The organism is Pseudonocardia yunnanensis, from assembly GCF_039534065.1.
Classification (GTDB): Bacteria; Actinomycetota; Actinomycetes; order Mycobacteriales; family Pseudonocardiaceae; genus Pseudonocardia; species Pseudonocardia yunnanensis.
In genome coordinates, this window is record NZ_BAAAUS010000030.1 from 156266 (window position 1) to 172217 (window position 15952).

General features: G+C 73.5%; 16 protein-coding genes. 4 read left to right on the forward strand and 12 right to left on the reverse strand.

Annotation, left to right across the window (positions count from 1 at the left end; genetic code table 11):
* Nucleotides 1-4: 4 nt before the first annotated feature.
* From rpsO to ABD743_RS27930, 4 genes are all read right to left on the reverse strand, one after another.
* The gene (gene rpsO, locus ABD743_RS27915; protein WP_344725319.1) at nucleotides 5-274 is read right to left on the reverse strand and encodes a 30S ribosomal protein S15; all 270 of its coding nucleotides are present in this window, start codon (nucleotides 272-274) and stop codon (nucleotides 5-7) included.
* 157 nt (nucleotides 275-431) lie between these two features.
* Nucleotides 432-938: a 2'-5' RNA ligase family protein gene (locus tag ABD743_RS27920; protein ID WP_344725320.1), complete on the reverse strand. Its 507-nt coding sequence runs from the start codon at nucleotides 936-938 to the stop codon at nucleotides 432-434.
* Between the two features lie 2 nt (nucleotides 939-940).
* On the reverse strand, nucleotides 941-1450 hold the full coding sequence (locus tag ABD743_RS27925; protein ID WP_344725321.1) for an XRE family transcriptional regulator: 510 nt from the start codon (nucleotides 1448-1450) through the stop codon (nucleotides 941-943).
* Nucleotides 1451-1514: 64 nt separating this feature from the next.
* Nucleotides 1515-2456 (reverse strand): bifunctional riboflavin kinase/FAD synthetase, encoded by a 942-nt coding sequence (locus tag ABD743_RS27930; protein ID WP_344725322.1) that lies wholly within the window; start codon nucleotides 2454-2456, stop codon nucleotides 1515-1517.
* 88 nt (nucleotides 2457-2544) lie between these two features.
* On the opposite strand from ABD743_RS27930, the gene truB reads away from it, so the two are divergent.
* Nucleotides 2545-3447 (forward strand): tRNA pseudouridine(55) synthase TruB, encoded by a 903-nt coding sequence (truB, locus tag ABD743_RS27935; RefSeq protein ID WP_379659117.1) that lies wholly within the window; start codon nucleotides 2545-2547, stop codon nucleotides 3445-3447.
* A 13-nt stretch (nucleotides 3448-3460) separates the two neighbouring features.
* Here the strand turns inward: truB and ABD743_RS27940 are convergent, their stop codons facing one another.
* Nucleotides 3461-4297 (reverse strand): DUF5995 family protein, encoded by an 837-nt coding sequence (locus ABD743_RS27940; RefSeq protein WP_344725324.1) that lies wholly within the window; start codon nucleotides 4295-4297, stop codon nucleotides 3461-3463.
* Nucleotides 4298-4524: 227 nt separating this feature from the next.
* On the opposite strand from ABD743_RS27940, the gene ABD743_RS27945 reads away from it, so the two are divergent.
* Entirely contained in the window at nucleotides 4525-5124 is a 600-nt protein-coding gene (locus tag ABD743_RS27945; protein ID WP_344725325.1) for an RNA polymerase sigma factor, read from the forward strand.
* A 10-nt stretch (nucleotides 5125-5134) separates the two neighbouring features.
* On the opposite strand, the gene ABD743_RS27950 is transcribed toward ABD743_RS27945, so the two are convergent.
* Nucleotides 5135-8119 carry a helix-turn-helix transcriptional regulator gene (locus ABD743_RS27950; RefSeq protein ID WP_344725326.1) on the reverse strand — a complete coding sequence of 995 codons (2985 nt, stop codon included), beginning with the start codon at nucleotides 8117-8119 and terminating at the stop codon, nucleotides 5135-5137.
* Between the two features lie 173 nt (nucleotides 8120-8292).
* On the opposite strand from ABD743_RS27950, the gene ABD743_RS27955 reads away from it, so the two are divergent.
* Nucleotides 8293-9096 (forward strand): DUF5995 family protein, encoded by an 804-nt coding sequence (locus ABD743_RS27955; protein ID WP_344725327.1) that lies wholly within the window; start codon nucleotides 8293-8295, stop codon nucleotides 9094-9096.
* A 52-nt stretch (nucleotides 9097-9148) separates the two neighbouring features.
* On the forward strand, nucleotides 9149-10795 hold the full coding sequence (locus tag ABD743_RS27960) for an ABC-F family ATP-binding cassette domain-containing protein (RefSeq protein WP_344725328.1): 1647 nt from the start codon (nucleotides 9149-9151) through the stop codon (nucleotides 10793-10795).
* A gap of 6 nt (nucleotides 10796-10801) precedes the next feature.
* Here the strand turns inward: ABD743_RS27960 and ABD743_RS27965 are convergent, their stop codons facing one another.
* The 6 genes from ABD743_RS27965 to rbfA all read right to left on the reverse strand — a co-directional run bounded on the left by ABD743_RS27965 (nucleotide 10802) and on the right by rbfA (nucleotide 15935).
* Nucleotides 10802-12151, reverse strand: coding sequence for an MATE family efflux transporter (locus ABD743_RS27965; RefSeq protein ID WP_344725329.1), 1350 nt, complete (start codon nucleotides 12149-12151; stop codon nucleotides 10802-10804).
* Between the two features lie 25 nt (nucleotides 12152-12176).
* Nucleotides 12177-12815 (reverse strand): class I SAM-dependent methyltransferase, encoded by a 639-nt coding sequence (locus ABD743_RS27970; RefSeq protein ID WP_344725330.1) that lies wholly within the window; start codon nucleotides 12813-12815, stop codon nucleotides 12177-12179.
* 89 nt (nucleotides 12816-12904) lie between these two features.
* Nucleotides 12905-13171, reverse strand: coding sequence for a hypothetical protein (locus ABD743_RS27975; protein WP_344725331.1), 267 nt, complete (start codon nucleotides 13169-13171; stop codon nucleotides 12905-12907).
* Nucleotides 13168-14379, reverse strand: coding sequence for a S8 family serine peptidase (locus ABD743_RS27980; RefSeq protein ID WP_344725332.1), 1212 nt, complete (start codon nucleotides 14377-14379; stop codon nucleotides 13168-13170). Before ABD743_RS27980 ends, ABD743_RS27975 begins: the two co-directional genes overlap by 4 nt.
* A gap of 75 nt (nucleotides 14380-14454) precedes the next feature.
* Complete coding sequence (locus ABD743_RS27985) at nucleotides 14455-15489, reverse strand: DHH family phosphoesterase (RefSeq protein ID WP_379659105.1); 1035 nt, start codon at nucleotides 15487-15489, stop codon at nucleotides 14455-14457.
* Nucleotides 15486-15935: a 30S ribosome-binding factor RbfA gene (gene rbfA / locus ABD743_RS27990; protein ID WP_344725333.1), complete on the reverse strand. Its 450-nt coding sequence runs from the start codon at nucleotides 15933-15935 to the stop codon at nucleotides 15486-15488. The genes ABD743_RS27985 and rbfA overlap by 4 nt, the downstream gene beginning before the upstream one ends.
* Between the last annotated feature and the right edge of the window lie 17 nt (nucleotides 15936-15952).

A 15952-nucleotide genomic window follows, 5' to 3' on the forward strand; every position in this document is an offset into this window, starting at 1 on the left:
AGGTTCAGCGGCGGAGGCCGAGGCGCTCGATCAGTGACCGGTAGCGCTGGACGTCGACCGAGGCCAGGTACTTCAGCAGCCGGCGCCGCCGGCCGACCAGCAGGAGCAGGCCCCGCCGGGAGTGGTGGTCGTGCTTGTGCATCTTGAGGTGCTCGGTCAGGTCGCTGATCCGCTTGGTCAGCAGCGCAACCTGCGCCTCGGGGGAACCGGTGTCACCCTCGTGGACACCGTAGGTGTCCAGGATCGTCTTCTTCTGTGCGGCGTCGAGTGCCACGTGCTCCTCTTTCGTTGCTGTGCCGTGAGGCCGGCGCCATGATGATGATGAGCGCCGGGAGTCGGTCACGGCCGCCACGGACTGCAGCCGGACCCAGCACTCCACGTTACCAGGCACGATGGCGTCACCGTCAGCGCCGCCCCTCGCGTCGGCCGGGTTACTCGTCGGCCAGCGGCACCCGGTGCACCGGCCGGTATCGGGAGCCGCCCTTGGCCGGCTCGCTGACCATCAGCAGCACCTCCTGTGGCCGCCACCACGGCCCCTCGTGCGACGCCCACGGTGTCGACGGAACCGGGTCGGCGCCCTGGCCCGGACGCCGTCGCCTGCGTAGGACGGTGAGGTGCGCGACGAACTCGGCCGGGTCGCCGCCCGCCGCCGTGACGAGGTGCGACAGCCGCTCCGGCGCGTCGGCCTGCACCCCCGCCCAGCGCACGCCGGAGAACGACCCCGCCCCAGCGATCCGCAGCTTCGGCGCGGTCAGCCCGGCGGCCGCCCGATCGAGCTGCCTGGCGAGCACTCCCGGGTCGGCCTCGCCATGGAACGCCAACGTGAGGTGCCAGGACGCCGGATCGACCGCCCGCCATCCCGACGGGGGCTCGCCCGTGGCCGCCACCAGGGCCGACACCGCCTCCGCCGGCGGCCACAGCGCGGTGAACAGGCGCACGGTCAGGCCCCCGGCCGGCTCGCGGCCTGCCGCAGCACCTCGGCGAGCTCGGGGAAACCCGGACCGAGCGCGGCGGCCGCGGCAGCCAGGCGGGCAGGCTCGGCGATTCCGCGCAGCGCGGCGGCCGCCGTGCCGGCGAGCGGCTCCCTACGCCCGCGCTGGGCAGGGACGCGCGGCTCGTTCCACTGCCACCGCGCCTGTGCGACCTCCGCGAGCAGCGCGTCCACCGCGCGTGTCTCGGGCGGGGTACGCACCACGTGGCAGCGCTTGTCGAGCAGCAGCAACCGGGCAAGCACAGCGGGGTCACCGATCTTGACGCGGCGCGCGCTCACCAACTGGCTCAGCATGGCCGGGCTGATGCCCAGCGTGCGGGCGAGCCGGGACTGCGAGATGCCCAGCGCCGAGGTGAGCCGGCGGACGCGATCGCCGAGCGGCGCGCCGTAGAGCTCGCGCTGCCGCTCGCGGTTGACCGCCATCCGGGACCGCAGCGGCTCTGCACCTGCCTCAGCCATGCGCAGGATGCTGGCACCTCCCCCACCGGCTGCGTGGCCGAACGGGAAAAGTGCCCGGCGGGCGTCAGCCGCCCAGCAGCTCACGCGCGCGGTCCACGTCGCGCTGCATCTGCACGATGAGCGACTCCACGTCGTCGAAGCGCTCCTGCCCGCGCAGCCGGTGCTCGAAGTCGAGTGAGACCTCGAACCCGTAGAAGTCCTCGTCGACGTCGAGCACGTAGGCCTCGACGGAACGCACGCGCCCGGAGAACGTGGGGTTCGTGCCCACCGAGATCGCCGCGGGCAGGAGCCTGCTTCCCTCCTTGACCGTGGTGATGCCGAAGCGCCCCGCATAGACGCCGTCGGCGGGCAGCGCCGTGTAGGGCGGGGTGGACAGGTTGGCCGTCGGGAAGCCCAGGTCCCGGCCCCGCCGGTCGCCGTGCACCACCACGCCCTCGATGCGGTGCGGGCGGCCCAGTGCCGCCGCGGCGGTCTCGACGTCGCCTGCGTCGATGCACGAGCGGATGTAGGTGGACGAGAACGTGATCCCGTCGTCGGTGATCAGGTCGAGCCCTTCCACCCCGAACCCGAACTTCTGCCCGAGCTCGGTGAGCAGTGCCACGTCGCCCTTGGCCTTGTGGCCGAACGTGAAGTTGCGCCCGACCACCACGTCCGCGGCGTGCAGCCGCTCCACGAGCACCTCGTGCGCGAACTCGGCGGGTTCGGTACGGGCCAGCTCGGCGGTGAAGGGCAGCACGCAGAAGGCGTCCACCCCGAGCCCCGCCACCAGCTCGGCCCGGCGCCGGAGGCTGGTCAGCCGCGCCGGGTGGCTGCCCGGCCGGATCAGCTCGGCGGGGTGCGGATCGAACGTCACCAGCGCGGTCGGGAGACCACGTTCCCGCCCGCGTTCCACCGCCCGACCGATGAGCTGCTGGTGGCCGCGATGCACCCCGTCGAACACACCGACGGTGACGACGCTGCGACCCCAGCCGCTCGGCACGGACTCGAGCCCCCGCCAGCGCTGCACGGGTCGAGCCTACGGAACCGGCTGCGACGCCCCACGGTCACCCGATCGCCGGCGGCCATTCGCCCCGGTCCGCCCGCCCCCGGGGACCCTGCCGGGTGACGGGCAGGAAGAATCGCTGCACGTGAACGCCGTCCCCTCCGGCCTGGTCGTGGTCGACAAGCCCGCCGGACTGACATCGCACGACGTGGTCGCCCGGCTGCGCCGGATCCTCGGCACGCGCAAGATCGGCCACGCCGGCACGCTCGACCCGATGGCCACCGGCGTGCTCGTCTGCGGCGTCGGACGCGGCACGAAGCTGCTCGGGCACCTCGCGCTCGACACGAAGGCCTACACGGCGACGGTCCACCTCGGCGCGGCGACGACCACGGACGACGCCGAGGGCGAGATCGTCAGCACGGCCGACGCGGGAGCCGTCGACGATGCGGCGATCGCGGCCGGGATGGCCGCTCTGACGGGCGCGATCGAGCAGGTGCCGAGCTCGGTCAGCGCGATCAAGATCGACGGGAAGCGCGCATACGCGCGGGTGCGGGCCGGTGAGGAGGTCGTGATCCCGGCCCGTCCGGTGACGGTGTCACAGTTCCGGCTCCTCGCCCGGCGCGGCGACGACCTCGACGTCGTGGTGGACTGCTCGTCCGGCACGTACGTGCGGGCACTGGCCCGCGACCTCGGCGCGGCGCTGGGGGTCGGCGGTCACCTGACGGCGCTGCGCCGCACCCGCGTCGGCCCGTTCACCGTCGAGCACGCCCGCACGCTGGAGCAGCTCGAGAGCGCACCCGAACTGACCCTGCCGCTCGACCAGGCCGTCGGAGTGGCGTTTCCGCGCCGCGACCTCGACGCCGCTCTCGCCGCCGACATCGCGCACGGCCGCCCGCTCCCCGCCGCCGGGATGGACGGCACCTACGGCGTGTTCGCCCCCGACGGCCGGGCGCTGGCCCTCGTGAGTGAACGCGGTGAGCTGGCCCGTCCGGTGGTCGTGCTCGCCCCCGCGTAGGACGGCTCGTGGGTCAGCGGAGGTGGGTGGCCAGCAGGCCCCGAGCGACGAGACCGGCCCGCCAGTCCATGGCGGCGCGTTCCGCCTCGGCCTCGGACGGTCGCCCGCGCACGGCCCACAGGTGCTCGGCCTGCCGCCATGCGTCGTGCCGGGAGAGCAGGACGCCCACGCCGTCGGACCCGAGGAGGGACACCACGGCCGCGTCATCGCGTAGCCGGTGGGCGATCAACTCGACGATCATCTGCACGGCGGCCCGCTCGGCGGGGCCCGGGGTGCGCGCGAGGAGCGTGCAGGTGCTCACCACGGCCGACGGGAGGTCGTGCCCCACGATCGTGAGGCCGCCGGCCAGGGTGATCCGGGCGGGGTCGATGTTCTCCGGATCCCACCGCCCGAGCACCTCACGCCAGGCCCGCGGCACCGTGGCCCCACGTGCGTACCCGCCCACGGCCCTCAGGTAGCGCCGGGCGAGCTCCGTGACGAGCACGGCGACGAACTCCGGATCGGCCGTCGGCTCGGCCTCGACCGTCGCCTCCACGACCGCGGTGAGGAGCCGGTTGACCGGCCCTGCGCCATCCCCGCGCCGCCCCGCGTCCGCACCTGGCTGCAGCCGGGAGAGCACGTGGACCATCGCGTCCGGAGTGACCGGTTCGAGCGCGCCCTCCCGGCCCGCGATGGCCGACCCACGGTGTTCCGGGGCCGGGGTCTCGGCCGCTCCGGTGGCCCGGGTGCGCCCGGCCGGTCTGGGTGCTCCCCATCGCGCGGCCGACCCCGCGATCACCCGCAATCCGTTCACCTCGGCCGTCATTGCGCCCATTTCCATCGCTCCCGTCGTCAGGTCCGCGGGTTCCATCCCGCCTCGGCTCCTCCACGCCGAGACCGTCGGTCGCGCGTTTCCCCGGTGACGCACGGCGAGCGGTGTCGGACCGCGGGATGAGTCGCGTGGGGCGCGCGGTGATACGGCCACCGCCCCACCACTCCGATGTAGGGGGTCCGTAGGCGCATACGTAGGGCGTTGTCCTGACGACATCGGGGCCCGTTCACCCGACTCTGGGACACCCGTTAGAAGGAGCCCTGGCGATGACTGTGACCACCGTGACGACGGCGCCCGCGACCACGAATATCCAGGACCTCCGGAACACCGAGCTGCTCGCGCTGGCCCGGCAGGGCGACGGCAGCGCCTGGGGAGAGGTCGTCGTCCGGTACCGGGGGCTGGTGTCGTCGGTGGTTCGCGCCTACCGCTTGCAGGACGCCGACGCCCGCGACGCCGAGCAGCGCACCTGGCTGCGTCTGGTGGAGCACCTGGGCTCGCTGCGCGACCCCGACCGGCTCGGCGGCTGGCTGGCGACCACCGCGTCGCGGGAGTGCCTGCGGATCCTGCGGGAGGGCCAGACCCTGGTGGGCCTCGAGATGGACGCGGTGCCCGCCACGGAGCCGGGTGTCGAGGAGCAGGTGATCGACGCCGACACCGCGGCCCGGCTCTGGCAGATCGTGGCCACGCTGCCGCCCCGGGGCAGGACGATCATGCGCGCGCTGTTCGCGGACGAGCCGCGACCGTACGCGGAGGTGGCCCGGGCCACGGGGATCCCGATCGGCAGCCTCGGCCCGAGCCGCGCCCGGCTCATCGACCGCGTGCGGCGCACCTTCGACGACGGCACCTACGCCACCGGTGCGCAGTAGGCGGGGCCGGTCAGCCGCTGGAGCGCTTGCGCCGCGCCTCGGGGATCGACCGGAACAGCACCGCGGTGGCCTGCACCCGGGTGTGCACGCCGATCTTGGCGTAGATCCGGCTGATGTGGACACCGACGGTCTTCTCGCTGATGAACAACCGCTGCGCGATCTCCCGGTTGGTCCGGCCGCCGGACAGCTCGGTGAGCACCTCCAGCTCGCGGGCCGTCAGCGCGGCGAGCTCGTCGCCCTGCGCCTCCTCCGCCGGTGGGTCCGGCGCGGGCGCGGGGTCCGGGACGTCGATCCGCACCCGCGCACGCTCCGCCAGGTCGACGACCTCCTCCAGGAAGGGGGTGGCCCCGAGCTCACGGGCCAGATGCCCGGCATGCCGCAGGGCTTGCGCCGCCGCGGCCGACTGCGCACGTTGCGCGAGCAGCGCCTCGGCCCGGCGCAGGTGGGCGTAGGCCGACGGATAGGGCTGCTGCTGGGAGTGCCAGAACTCGGCCACGCTCTCCCAGAGCTCAGGGTCGGAGCGCCCCAGTGCCCGCCCGTCCTCAGCCGCGCACATCCGCACGAAGCCGAGCACGGTGTCGCGGATCGCCGGCACCGAGGACGCGGCCTTGCGGGTGAGTTCGACGGCGTGCCGGCGCAGCCGGCCGTCGATCCCGTCGTCGGGGCGGCGCAGCCCGAGAATGGCGAGCTCGGCGCGAGCCCTGGCGCCGTGCCAGACCAGCGGTGCCACGAGCCACACGTCGTCCGACCCCTGCTCGACGACGTCCAGGCCGGCAGCGACGTGGTCCAGCGCCACGTCGGGGCGGTCCTGCCACATCGTGAGCCCGGCGCGCAGGGTGAGCAGCGGGATCCGGTAGCGCGGGCCGATGGTGCTCGCCGAGAGCACGTCGACGGCTTCGAGGTCGTCCTCCGCCGACGAGAAGCGTCCCCTACCGATGTCCATGCGGGCCCGGGACAGCCGCAGCTCCAGCGCCTCGGCGCCGCTGGGTGCGAGTTCCCAGGCCTCGGCGATCGCCGCGTCCGCCTCGTCCCAGAGGCCGAGCCGGAACAGCCCGTTGGCCGCGATCGAGATCAACCCGACCCCGGCGCTGCGGTGCAGCCCCAGGGCCTGGGCCCGGTCGGCGCCTGCGCGGGCGATCTCGACGCCGCGGTCCAGCTCGTTCAGCGGGCCCGAGAGCAGATCGGCCAGACTGCGGTAGGCGCGGGCGATCTCCTGCGGCTCACCCGCTCGCTCCGCCACCGCGAGCGACTCGCGAAGTGCCGCCTCCCCCGCCTCCGGGTCCTCCCGGTAGGCCAGGCTGAAGCCCAGCGTGGCGAGCGCCTTCGCCTCCTCGGCCGCGAGCCCCATCCGCCGTGCCAACTCGAGCGCCCGCTCGGCGCTGACGTGCGCGGCCGCGTAGTCCCCCGCCGTCCACAGCGCCGACGCCTGCCACCCCAGGACCTGGGCCCGCTCCTCCTCGGCTCCGGAGGCGGGCAGGGCCGCCGTGGCGCGGCCGAACGCGAGTGCGGCCTCCGCGCCGCGTCCGGCGGCCACGAGGTACTGGCCGGTGCGGGCGTGCAGCAAGGCCGCGTCGAGGCCGCCGGGCTCGTCGGTCGCCTCCAGCAGGCTGAGCCGCTCGGCGAGCAGCGCGACGGCCTGGTCGGCATCGCCCGCGAGATGGGCGGCCTCGGCGGCCCGCTCGAGGCACTCGCTGCGCGCGACCGGCGGTGCCGCCAGCTGCCCGGCGAGCCGGGCGACCCGCAGCCAGTGTCGGTGCGCCTCGGCGTAGCCGCGCACCCGTCCCGCCGACTCGGCGGCGGCGACGGCCGCGGCGGCCGCCCGCTCCACGTCGCCCGCCGACTGCCAGTGGTGGGCGAGCCGGGCGTCGACGCCGGGCAGCTCGCGCGCCCACGGCTCCTCGAGCGCCACGGCGTAACGCCGGTGCAGGTGCATGCGCTCGCCGGGCAGCAGCTCCCGGATCACGACGTCGGTCATCAGGCCGTGCCGCAGCCGGTAGCCGTCCACGCCCTCGTCGACGACGACGACACCGGCGTTGACCGCCTCGCGCAGGGCGCCGAACAGGTCGGGACCGCCGCCGTCCAGCACGGTCTCGAGCAGACGGTGCGGCAGGGGGCCGTCGCACAGGGCAATGGCCCGCACAGCACGCAGCGCCGGTTCGGACAGGCGGTTGACCCGGGACAGCACGAGCTCGCGCAGCGTCGTCGGAAGGCCCGTCGGATCGCCGTCGAGCGCCGCCCGCACGGTCTCCTCTGCGATGAACGCGTTGCCTGCGGAGCGCTTCCACACGAGGTCCACCAGGTCCGTCCGGCCCGGGGCCAGCGCGTGCACCATCTCCGCGACCGCATTCCGGTGCAGAGGTGCGATCTCCAGGCACTGCACCTGGCGGTGACGCCGGAACTCGTTGATCATCGTGCGCGCCGGGGAGGCGTCGGCGGGCAGCTCGGTGCGATGGGTGGCGACGACCAGCACGCGCTCGTCGACGAGGTTCGCGACCAGGTAGGCGAGGAGATCCAGTGTGGAGCGGTCGGCCCACTGCAGGTCCTCCACGACGAGGACGACGACGGAGCGCGCGGCCAGCCGCAGGACCACCCGGTGCAGCAGCTCGAGGGTCTGCACCCTCGCCTGCGCGCCGACGAGGGCGGGCACCGCGGGGCGCAGCGCCACCAGCTCCTCCAGCTGGTCCGCCCACGGAGACAGCAGCTGCTGCAGCTCCTCGCCCCGCTGCGAGCGCAGAAGGTTGCGCAGCGCAGAGGCGACCGGCCAGAACGGGGGGCTCTCCGCGATGTCGGTGGCCCCGCCGAGGAGCACGGTGGCGTCGGCTTCCTCCGCGCGGCTCACGAGGTGCTGCACCAGCCGTGTCTTGCCGACGCCGGCGTCACCGACCAGGAAGACCGTGGCCATCCGGCCCTGCTGCACCCCGTCGAAGGCCGACGTGAGCGTGGCGACGTGATCGTCCCGTCCGACGAGCGGGGGCGTCGCCGGGCGCTCGGTCACGTCGGTCGAGGTTATGCCATCTCACCAAGCGAGATCCAGAGGGACCCCCACTGTCCTGCCGGGAGGAGCGATCATCCGGGTGGGGCCGGACGTTGCCGTATCAGGACGGCACGCCGTCCCTCCTCACCTGGAGCAGTCACCCGGACGGGAAGATCGAACGAGAGGAGCGTGCAGTGGACACGGAGGACATCGGGAAGTTGGCACAGCCCGGCGGGGGGCCGGGGTCCACTCAGCACCTGGCCCGGCTCGCGGGTACCACCATGCCGGAATCCATCCCGGACGTCATTCGGCGGCTCGCCGCGATCCACGAGTACGCCTCGGGCACGTCGATGCTGCGCGATGACGACGGGATCGCGGCGTTCACCCGGCTGTACCACATCATCACGACCCGGATCGGCAACATGGTCGACAGCGGGGAGTTCCGCGACCCTGCCTTTCTGATCAGGCTCGACCTGGAGTTCGCCGAGCGCTACCTGCGCGCCCTGCGCACCTACGCCGAGGACATGCACCGCACGCCCGGGGTCTGGCGCCTGCTGTTCGACAACCGCAGTGACCCCCGCATCGCCCCCGTGAACTTCGCGGTGGCCGGCGTGAACGCCCACATCAACTTCGACCTCTCGTGTGCGCTGGTGGCCACCTGGAAGCACGTCACCCCCGACGGCGACGGACCCGACAGCGCCCAGTTCTACGACTACCGGCTGATCAACGACGTCTTCGAGCAGGAGATGGACCCCCTGCGCGAGGAGCTGGGCTCCTTCCTCAGCCGGGGCCCGGACGACGCCATCTGGGATCGCACGGCCAACTGGGTCTCCGACCTGGTCATCCGCTTCACCCGCGACCTGGCATGGGACGAGGCGAAGCGGGTGTGGGACCGCGGCGCCGACGACAAGGTGATGCAGGCCTCGGAGGAGAAGCTCGACAGCATCGCCTCGTTCGTCGGTGAGCGCCTGCTCCGCGCGCCGATCCTGCCCGTGTAGCCGGGATATCGACTCGACCCCGAGTCCTGCCTGCGTGCACCATCTCCCCTCCGTGGGACACATCGAGGCAATGGCCGTCGGGCACCGCCTGCCCGACGGCCGCACGCTCTTCTCCGACGTCAGCTTCCGGGTCGGCGACGGCGCCAAGGTCGCCCTCGTCGGCCCGAACGGCGCAGGGAAGACCACGCTGCTGCGGATGATCGCCGGCGAGCTGACGGCGACGACGGGCAGCATCGCGCGTAGCGGCGGCCTCGGGGTGATGCGCCAGTTCATCGGGTCCATCACCGACGACCGCACCCTCGCCGACCTCGCCTTGTCCCTCGCCCCGCCCGGGGTGCGTGCCGCCGGGCTCGGGCTTGCCGCAGCCGAGCAGGCGCTCGACGACGGGGAGCGCTCGCAGCTCCGGTACGCCGACGCGCTCGCCGGCTGGGGCGAGGCCGGTGGGTATGCGGCCGAGGTGGAGTTCGACACGGCCGCGATCGCGGCGCTGGGCCTGTCGTGGGCCGATGTCCGGGACCGCCCCGTCGTCACGCTCTCGGGCGGGCAGCAGAAGCGGTTCGCGCTGGAACTGCTGCTCCGCGGCCCCGACCAGGTGCTGCTGCTCGACGAGCCCGACAACTTCCTCGACGTCCCCGGCAAGCGCTGGCTGGAGGGCCGGATCCAGGAGTCGGGAAAGAGCGTGCTGTTCGTGAGCCACGACCGGGAGCTGCTCGCCGCCACCGCCCAGCGTGTCGTCACGGTCGAGGCGGAGTCGGCGTGGGTGCACGCCGGCGGCTTCGCGTCCTGGCACGAGGCGCGAGTGGCGCGCCACGACCGTCTCGACGAGGAGCGCCGCCGGTGGGACGAGGAGCGCGCGAAGCTGGAACGGCTGGTCGTGTACTACAAGCAGAAGGCGGCCTACAACGACGGACTGGCGTCGCGCCTGCAGGCGGCACGCACGCGGCTGGCCCGGTTCGTCGATGCCGGGCCACCCGAGGAGAAGGCACGCGAGCAGAACGTCAGGATGCAGCTGACCGGCGGCCGCACGGGCAAGCGGGCGCTCGTCTGCGACCAGCTCGAGCTGGACGGGCTCACCTATCCGTTCGACCTCGAGGTCTGGTTCGGCGACCGCGTGGCCGTGCTCGGGGCGAACGGCTCGGGCAAGTCCCACTTCCTGCGGCTCCTCGCGCGCGGCGGCACCGATCCGGAGCCGGGCAGCGTCCCGGCCAGCGGCGCGGCACTTCCCACCGTGGCCCACGACGGCGTGGCCCGGCTCGGCGCGCGGGTGCGTCCCGGGCACTTCTCGCAGACCCATGACCGGCCCGAGCTGACCGGTCGCACCCCGCAGGACATCCTCGTGGGCGGGGACGCCGACCGTCCGGGCCGCACCCGCGGTGACGCCATGAAGGCGCTGGCTCGCTACGAGCTTGCGGCCCAGGCCGAGCAGCGGTTCGAGACGCTCTCCGGCGGGCAGCAGGCGCGGCTGCTCATCCTGCTGCTGGAGCTCTCCGGCGCCACGTTGCTGCTGCTCGACGAGCCGACCGACAACCTCGACCTCGCCTCGGCGGAGGCGCTCGAGCAGGCCCTCGACGCGTTCGAGGGCACGGTGCTGGCGGTGACCCACGACCGCTGGTTCACCCGGGGGTTCGACCGCTTCCTGCTCTTCGCAGGGGACGGTGAGGTACGGGAGACCGACGAGCCCGTGTGGGCCGTGGGCTGAGATTCGTCAGCGCGCGGGCCGCACGGCGCCGGTCACCACCCATCGGTCCGAGCGCGCCCGCAGCCCCACGGCGACGAGGCGGAGCACCATGAACAGCGTGAGGCCCGTCCAGATCCCGGTCAGGCCCCAGCCGAAGGCGAGCGAGGCCCAGATCAGGGGGAGGAATCCCACCACCGCGGCGAGCAGGGTGGACGTCCGCAGATACGCGGCATCTCCGGCGCCGAGCAGCACCCCGTCCAGCGCGAACACCACCCCGGCGATCGGCTGCATGGCCGCGAAGAACCACCAGGGGACGGGCACGGCGTCGAGCACCTCGGCGTCCGGGGTGAACACCGGCGGCAGCACCCCGGAGAGCGCGGCGTACAGCACCCCGAACCCGATGCCGAGCACCAGCCCGTAACGGGTGACCTGCGCCGCCAGCGCCTTTGCCCGCTCCGCACCGCGGTCCGGCGATCCCAGCGCGGCTCCCACCAGGGACTGGGCCGCGATCGCCACGGCGTCGAGCACGAGGGCCTGGAACGTCCACAGCTGCAGGACGATCTGGTGCGCGGCTACCGTGGCGGCCCCGAAGCGAGTGGCGACGGCGGCGGCGGAGAGGAAGCACGCCTGGAAGGCGAGGCTGCGGGCGATGAGGTCGCGGCCGAGCGTGATCTGCGAGCGCAGCACCGTGGCCGAGGGCCGCAGCGGTGCCGCCTCGGCCCGCGCGCCCCGCACGAGCGCACCCAGGAACAGGCTCGCACCGACGGTCTGCCCGGCGACGTTCGCCCACGCCGACCCGACGAGCCCGATCCCCGCCCATCCACCGACCCCGTGCACGAGCAGGGGGCAGGCCAGCGCGGAGAGCCCGTTGCCGGCGAGGACGTAGCGCAGCGGACGTGCGGTGTCCTGCACGCCGCGCATCCAGCCGTTGCCGGCCAGCGTCACCAGCACCAGCGGCGCTCCGATGAGGGCGATCCGCAGCCAGGACACCGCCGCGTCGGCGATGTCGCCGCCGTTCCCGAGGGCAGAGGCGACGGGATGGGCGACGAGCTGCCCGACGACGAGCACCAGCAGACCGACGGCCAGTGCGAGCCAGGTGGCCTGCACCCCCTCCCCCACGGCATCGCTGCGCCTGCCCGCGCCGTGCAGGCGGGCCGCGCGGGCCGTGGTGCCGTACGAGAGGAAGTTCAGCTGGCTCGTGACCTGTGCGAACAGCACGCCGGCGATGGCGAGGCCGGCGAGCGGCACCGCGCCGAGCCGACCGACCACCGCGGTGTCGACGAGCAGGTACAGCGGTTCCGCGGCCAGCACCGGCAGCGCCGGGGCCGCCAGTCGAAGCACTTCAGCGGCGTTGGCGCGAGAGGACGTCGTGGTCATCGAGCAGCGACCCGGAAGAAGACCGTCATTCGGCAGGTGTGCTCGGGCGCCGGCACACGTAGACGAAGGCGGGTGGCAGGTTGCGCCACACGGTGGCGGTGACCAGCACCTCGTCGAACGTCTCGCGCAGCGTGCGGCGGAACCGGCGGGCCGCACCGAGCGTCATGCCGTGCAGGTAGGCGAACGTGGTGAAGGCGCCGGTCGAACCGATGGCCCGGCTGATCTCGGCGAGCAACGCGGTCTGGGTCGGGTCGTCGAACAGCGCCCACGGCAGGCCGCAGATCACAGCGTCGACGGACGAGATGTCGCGCTCGGCGAGCAGGGCGCCGAGGTTCGCGGCGTTGCCCGGCACCAGCTCGAGCTCGGGGTGGGTGCGGCGCAGGAACGTGACCATGTCCGGGTCCAGCTCCACCGCGAGGTGCCGCGCGCCTGCGGGCAGCCGCTGCGCGATCACGGCGCTCACCGCCCCGGTGCCCGGACCCAGCTCGACGACGACGGGAGCGCCCGTGCTGGGCACGATCGACGCGAGCACCGCACCCAGCCGCGGCGAGCTGGGGGCGATCGCGCCCATGGTCGCCGGCCTGCGCACGGCGGCCGAGAGAAATGCGCGCCGAGCCGCACCCGCGTCCGATTCGGCGCGGGTGGGTCCGGTATCGGACGTCATCGTGCGGGGCTCCTTCGTTCGGTGTATCCACCGTAGCCCGGAGCAAGCGTCACCGATCACCCGGCGAGGACGCCACCGAGGCCTTCGGTTCATCTGTCCCGTTCGTCCTGGAAGGGGCCGTCGGGTGGGAGGCGGAACGTGCGCTGCGGCTCCACCGCGGCCACGCCGTCGAGATCGGCGAGCGCCTCCCAGTCGGCCGGCGCCGATCCGGTGATCACCCCGACCGGGCGGAGCACCTGCTCGACGTCCATCCCGGCCGCACGCAGCCGGTCGGCCAGCTGGTCGATCGCCCCGACGTGGGCGTCGTCGACCGTGACCGTGACCGAGACGTGTCCGGGAGTGTTGGACGAGGTCATGACGGCGCCTGCACGAGTCCGGCGCCGACGTCCTGCACCGGTGCGTCCAGCGCTTGAGCGGCTCCCACGACCTCGTCCCAGAGCCCTCGGCCGCGGGCGCCGCTGCGCTCCGCCCACAGCGCGGCGATTCCCGCGACGTGCGGGGTGGCCATGCTGGTGCCGGAGATCGTGTTGGTGCGCCGCGGGAGCGGCCAGCTCGAGTAGACCGCCACACCCGGTGCGGCGATGTCGATCTCGCCACCACCGACGTCGGTGGCCGAGGCGGAGAAGTCGGCCACGGCCAGCGCGGAGTCCACCGCCGCCACCGCGAGTATCGACGGGCTGTTGGCCGGCACCCCGACGAAGCCGGGGTTGCCCTGTGAGCGGCGTGCGTTGTTGCCCGCGGCCGCCACGATGAGGGTGCCCGCGGCCAGAGCCCGTCGCCCCACCGTCTCGTAGGCGGTGGAGATCGTCCGCTGGTCGGCGCCCAGCGACATCGAGATCACCTGCGCACCGGCGCTGATTGCCCAGCTCATCCCGGCGAGGATATCCGCGTCGGTGCCGCTGCCCTGGTTGTTCAGCACCTTGCCGACGAGCAGCCGGGCGCCGTACGCGATCCCGTAGCGCCGCCCCTGCGCCGGTTCGAGCGGGCCTGCCATCGTGCCCGCGCAGTGCGTGCCGTGCCCCTGGACGTCCTGCGCGGTCTCGCCGTCGACGAACGAGCGGGTGGTGATGTCGCGGCCTGCGAAGTCGGGGTGCCGCAGGTCGATGCCGGTGTCGAGCACCGCGATGGTGATCCCGGCCCCGGACTCCGCCGCGTCGAGCACGCCGGTGGCGTGCAGCCCCCACGTGGCCACGGTGTCATCGGTGAACGCGGCCTCCTGCTCGGGATCGACCGGCGCCGCTTCCTGCAGGGCGTACACCACCCGCTCCTGCTCGACGGCGAGAATCCGGTCGTCGGCGGAGTCGAACACGCCGGTCGCCCCCACCCGGTCCGGCGCGACTCTGACGACCGCGACCCCGAGCTCGGCGAACAGCAGCGCGCCCGTGGTGGCCGCGGGGTCGAGTGCCTGGGCGCCTGGATCCTTGGTGCTGACGACGTCGTGGACGCCGCTCACCTCACGCACCACCTCGCGCGACGCCTCGTCGTCCCCGAACAGCTCGTCGCTGATCACGAGCAGGTAGCGCCCGGTCGTCGAAGCCACCGGTTGCGCGTCAGGTCCAGTCATCACCACATCGTGACGGACGATCGATCATTCGTCTCGAAAGTCTCAGCGGGATGTGATGTCGGATCGTGGGGATTCTCAGGCAAGTCGCTCCACGGCGTCGAGCGCGCTCAGTGCAGAACGGAGGGCGGCGAGCACGTCGCCTTTCGTGCCGTCGTAGGTGAAGCCGGCGGCGGCCCGGTGGCCACCCCCACCGAGCAGGGCGGCGACCTTGGCGACGTCCACGCGCCCCTTCGACCGCAGCGACGTGACCCACCGCCGCTGGCCCACCTGCTTGAGCACCGCCGCCACCTCGGCCTCGGCCACGGTGCGCAGGACGTCGACGATGCTGTCGACCTCCTCGGGGCGGAACCGGGAGACGTCCTCGAGGGGAACGGAGGCATGTACCAGCCCGAAACCGTCGCCCGCCTCCGGCTCCAGCTCGACCCGCTGCAGCACCTCGCCCAGCGTGGCCAGCCAGCCGTAGGGGTGGGTGTCCATGATCGGTCGCGCCACCGCTTCCGCCTCGACGCCCGCGGCCAGGAGATCGGCCGCGATCCGGTGCGCCGCCTCGCCCGCCGTGCGGAATCCACGGGTGTCGGTGACGAGCCCGGCGTAGAGACACCGCGCGATGTCGGCGTCGATCGGCTCCCCCATCGCCACGAGCACGCGGTGGACGAGCACGACCGTCGCCTCGGCGTCGGGGTCGAGAACCTGGACCCCGCCGTAACCCGGGTTGGTGGTGTGGTGGTCGATCATCAGCGACGCCTCGGCGCAGTCCAGCCGGTTCGCGAGGGCGCCCAGCCGGGACGGCTCCGCGGCGTCACAGAGCACCAGCAGCTCAGGGGCGGCCGGTACCTGCTCCGGTCCGACCACCAGCCCGAGGACGTCCAGCGGGACGAGCGTCTCGGGCACACGCGCGGGCGACGCGAACGACACCCGGACCGTGGCCCCGTGGCGGCGCAGCGCGATCCCCAGGGCCAGTGCGCTGCCCAGCGAGTCGGCGTCGGGATTGACGTGGGCGAGCAGGGTGACGTCCCGGGCACGGACCAGCAGCTCGGCCGCAGCCGTGATCGCGGCCTCGAGGGACGTCGTCGTCCCGAGGCCGGTGCCCCGCCCGCCCCGCTTGGTCACTCCTCGTCGGTCCGCTCGCGTGGCACGCGGTACGGGTCGGGGTCCCCGGCCGGACGGGCACCCGCCGCCAGCCGCGCCACCTCCGCGTCGGACTCCCGCGTGCGGGCCAGCAACTCCTCCATGCGGCGCGCCTCGTCCGGCACCTGGTCCGGCACGAACGCGAGCGAGGGCGTGTGGCGGATGCCTGTGCCCGCTCCCACGAGGGAGCGCAGCACACCTGTGGCGCTCGCCAACGCGGCAGCAGCGCCGGCGGTGTCGGGGTCGGCGTCGACCGTCTCGCCGAGGACCGTGTAGTACACGGTGGCCTCCCGAAGATCACCGGTGACGCGCGTGTCGGTGATCGTCACCATCTTCAGGCGAGGGTCCTTGACCTCGTGTTCCAGCGCGGCAGCCACGATCTGCGAGATCCTCTTGGCCAGTCGCCGCGCACGAGCCTGGTCCACCATCAGCCACTCCTCAGGGT

Coding starts and splice junctions, on each gene's coding strand:
- ABD743_RS27975 (WP_344725331.1), bottom strand. CDS start 13,171: ATGACCTCGTCCAACACTCCCGGACACGTCTCGGTCACGGTCACGGTC.
- ABD743_RS27970 (WP_344725330.1), bottom strand. CDS start 12,815: ATGACGTCCGATACCGGACCCACCCGCGCCGAATCGGACGCGGGTGCG.
- rbfA (WP_344725333.1), bottom strand. CDS start 15,935: ATGGTGGACCAGGCTCGTGCGCGGCGACTGGCCAAGAGGATCTCGCAG.
- ABD743_RS27925 (WP_344725321.1), bottom strand. CDS start 1,450: ATGGCTGAGGCAGGTGCAGAGCCGCTGCGGTCCCGGATGGCGGTCAAC.
- ABD743_RS27945 (WP_344725325.1), top strand. CDS start 4,525: ATGACTGTGACCACCGTGACGACGGCGCCCGCGACCACGAATATCCAG.
- ABD743_RS27980 (WP_344725332.1), bottom strand. CDS start 14,379: ATGACTGGACCTGACGCGCAACCGGTGGCTTCGACGACCGGGCGCTAC.
- ABD743_RS27965 (WP_344725329.1), bottom strand. CDS start 12,151: ATGACCACGACGTCCTCTCGCGCCAACGCCGCTGAAGTGCTTCGACTG.
- ABD743_RS27940 (WP_344725324.1), bottom strand. CDS start 4,297: ATGGAACCCGCGGACCTGACGACGGGAGCGATGGAAATGGGCGCAATG.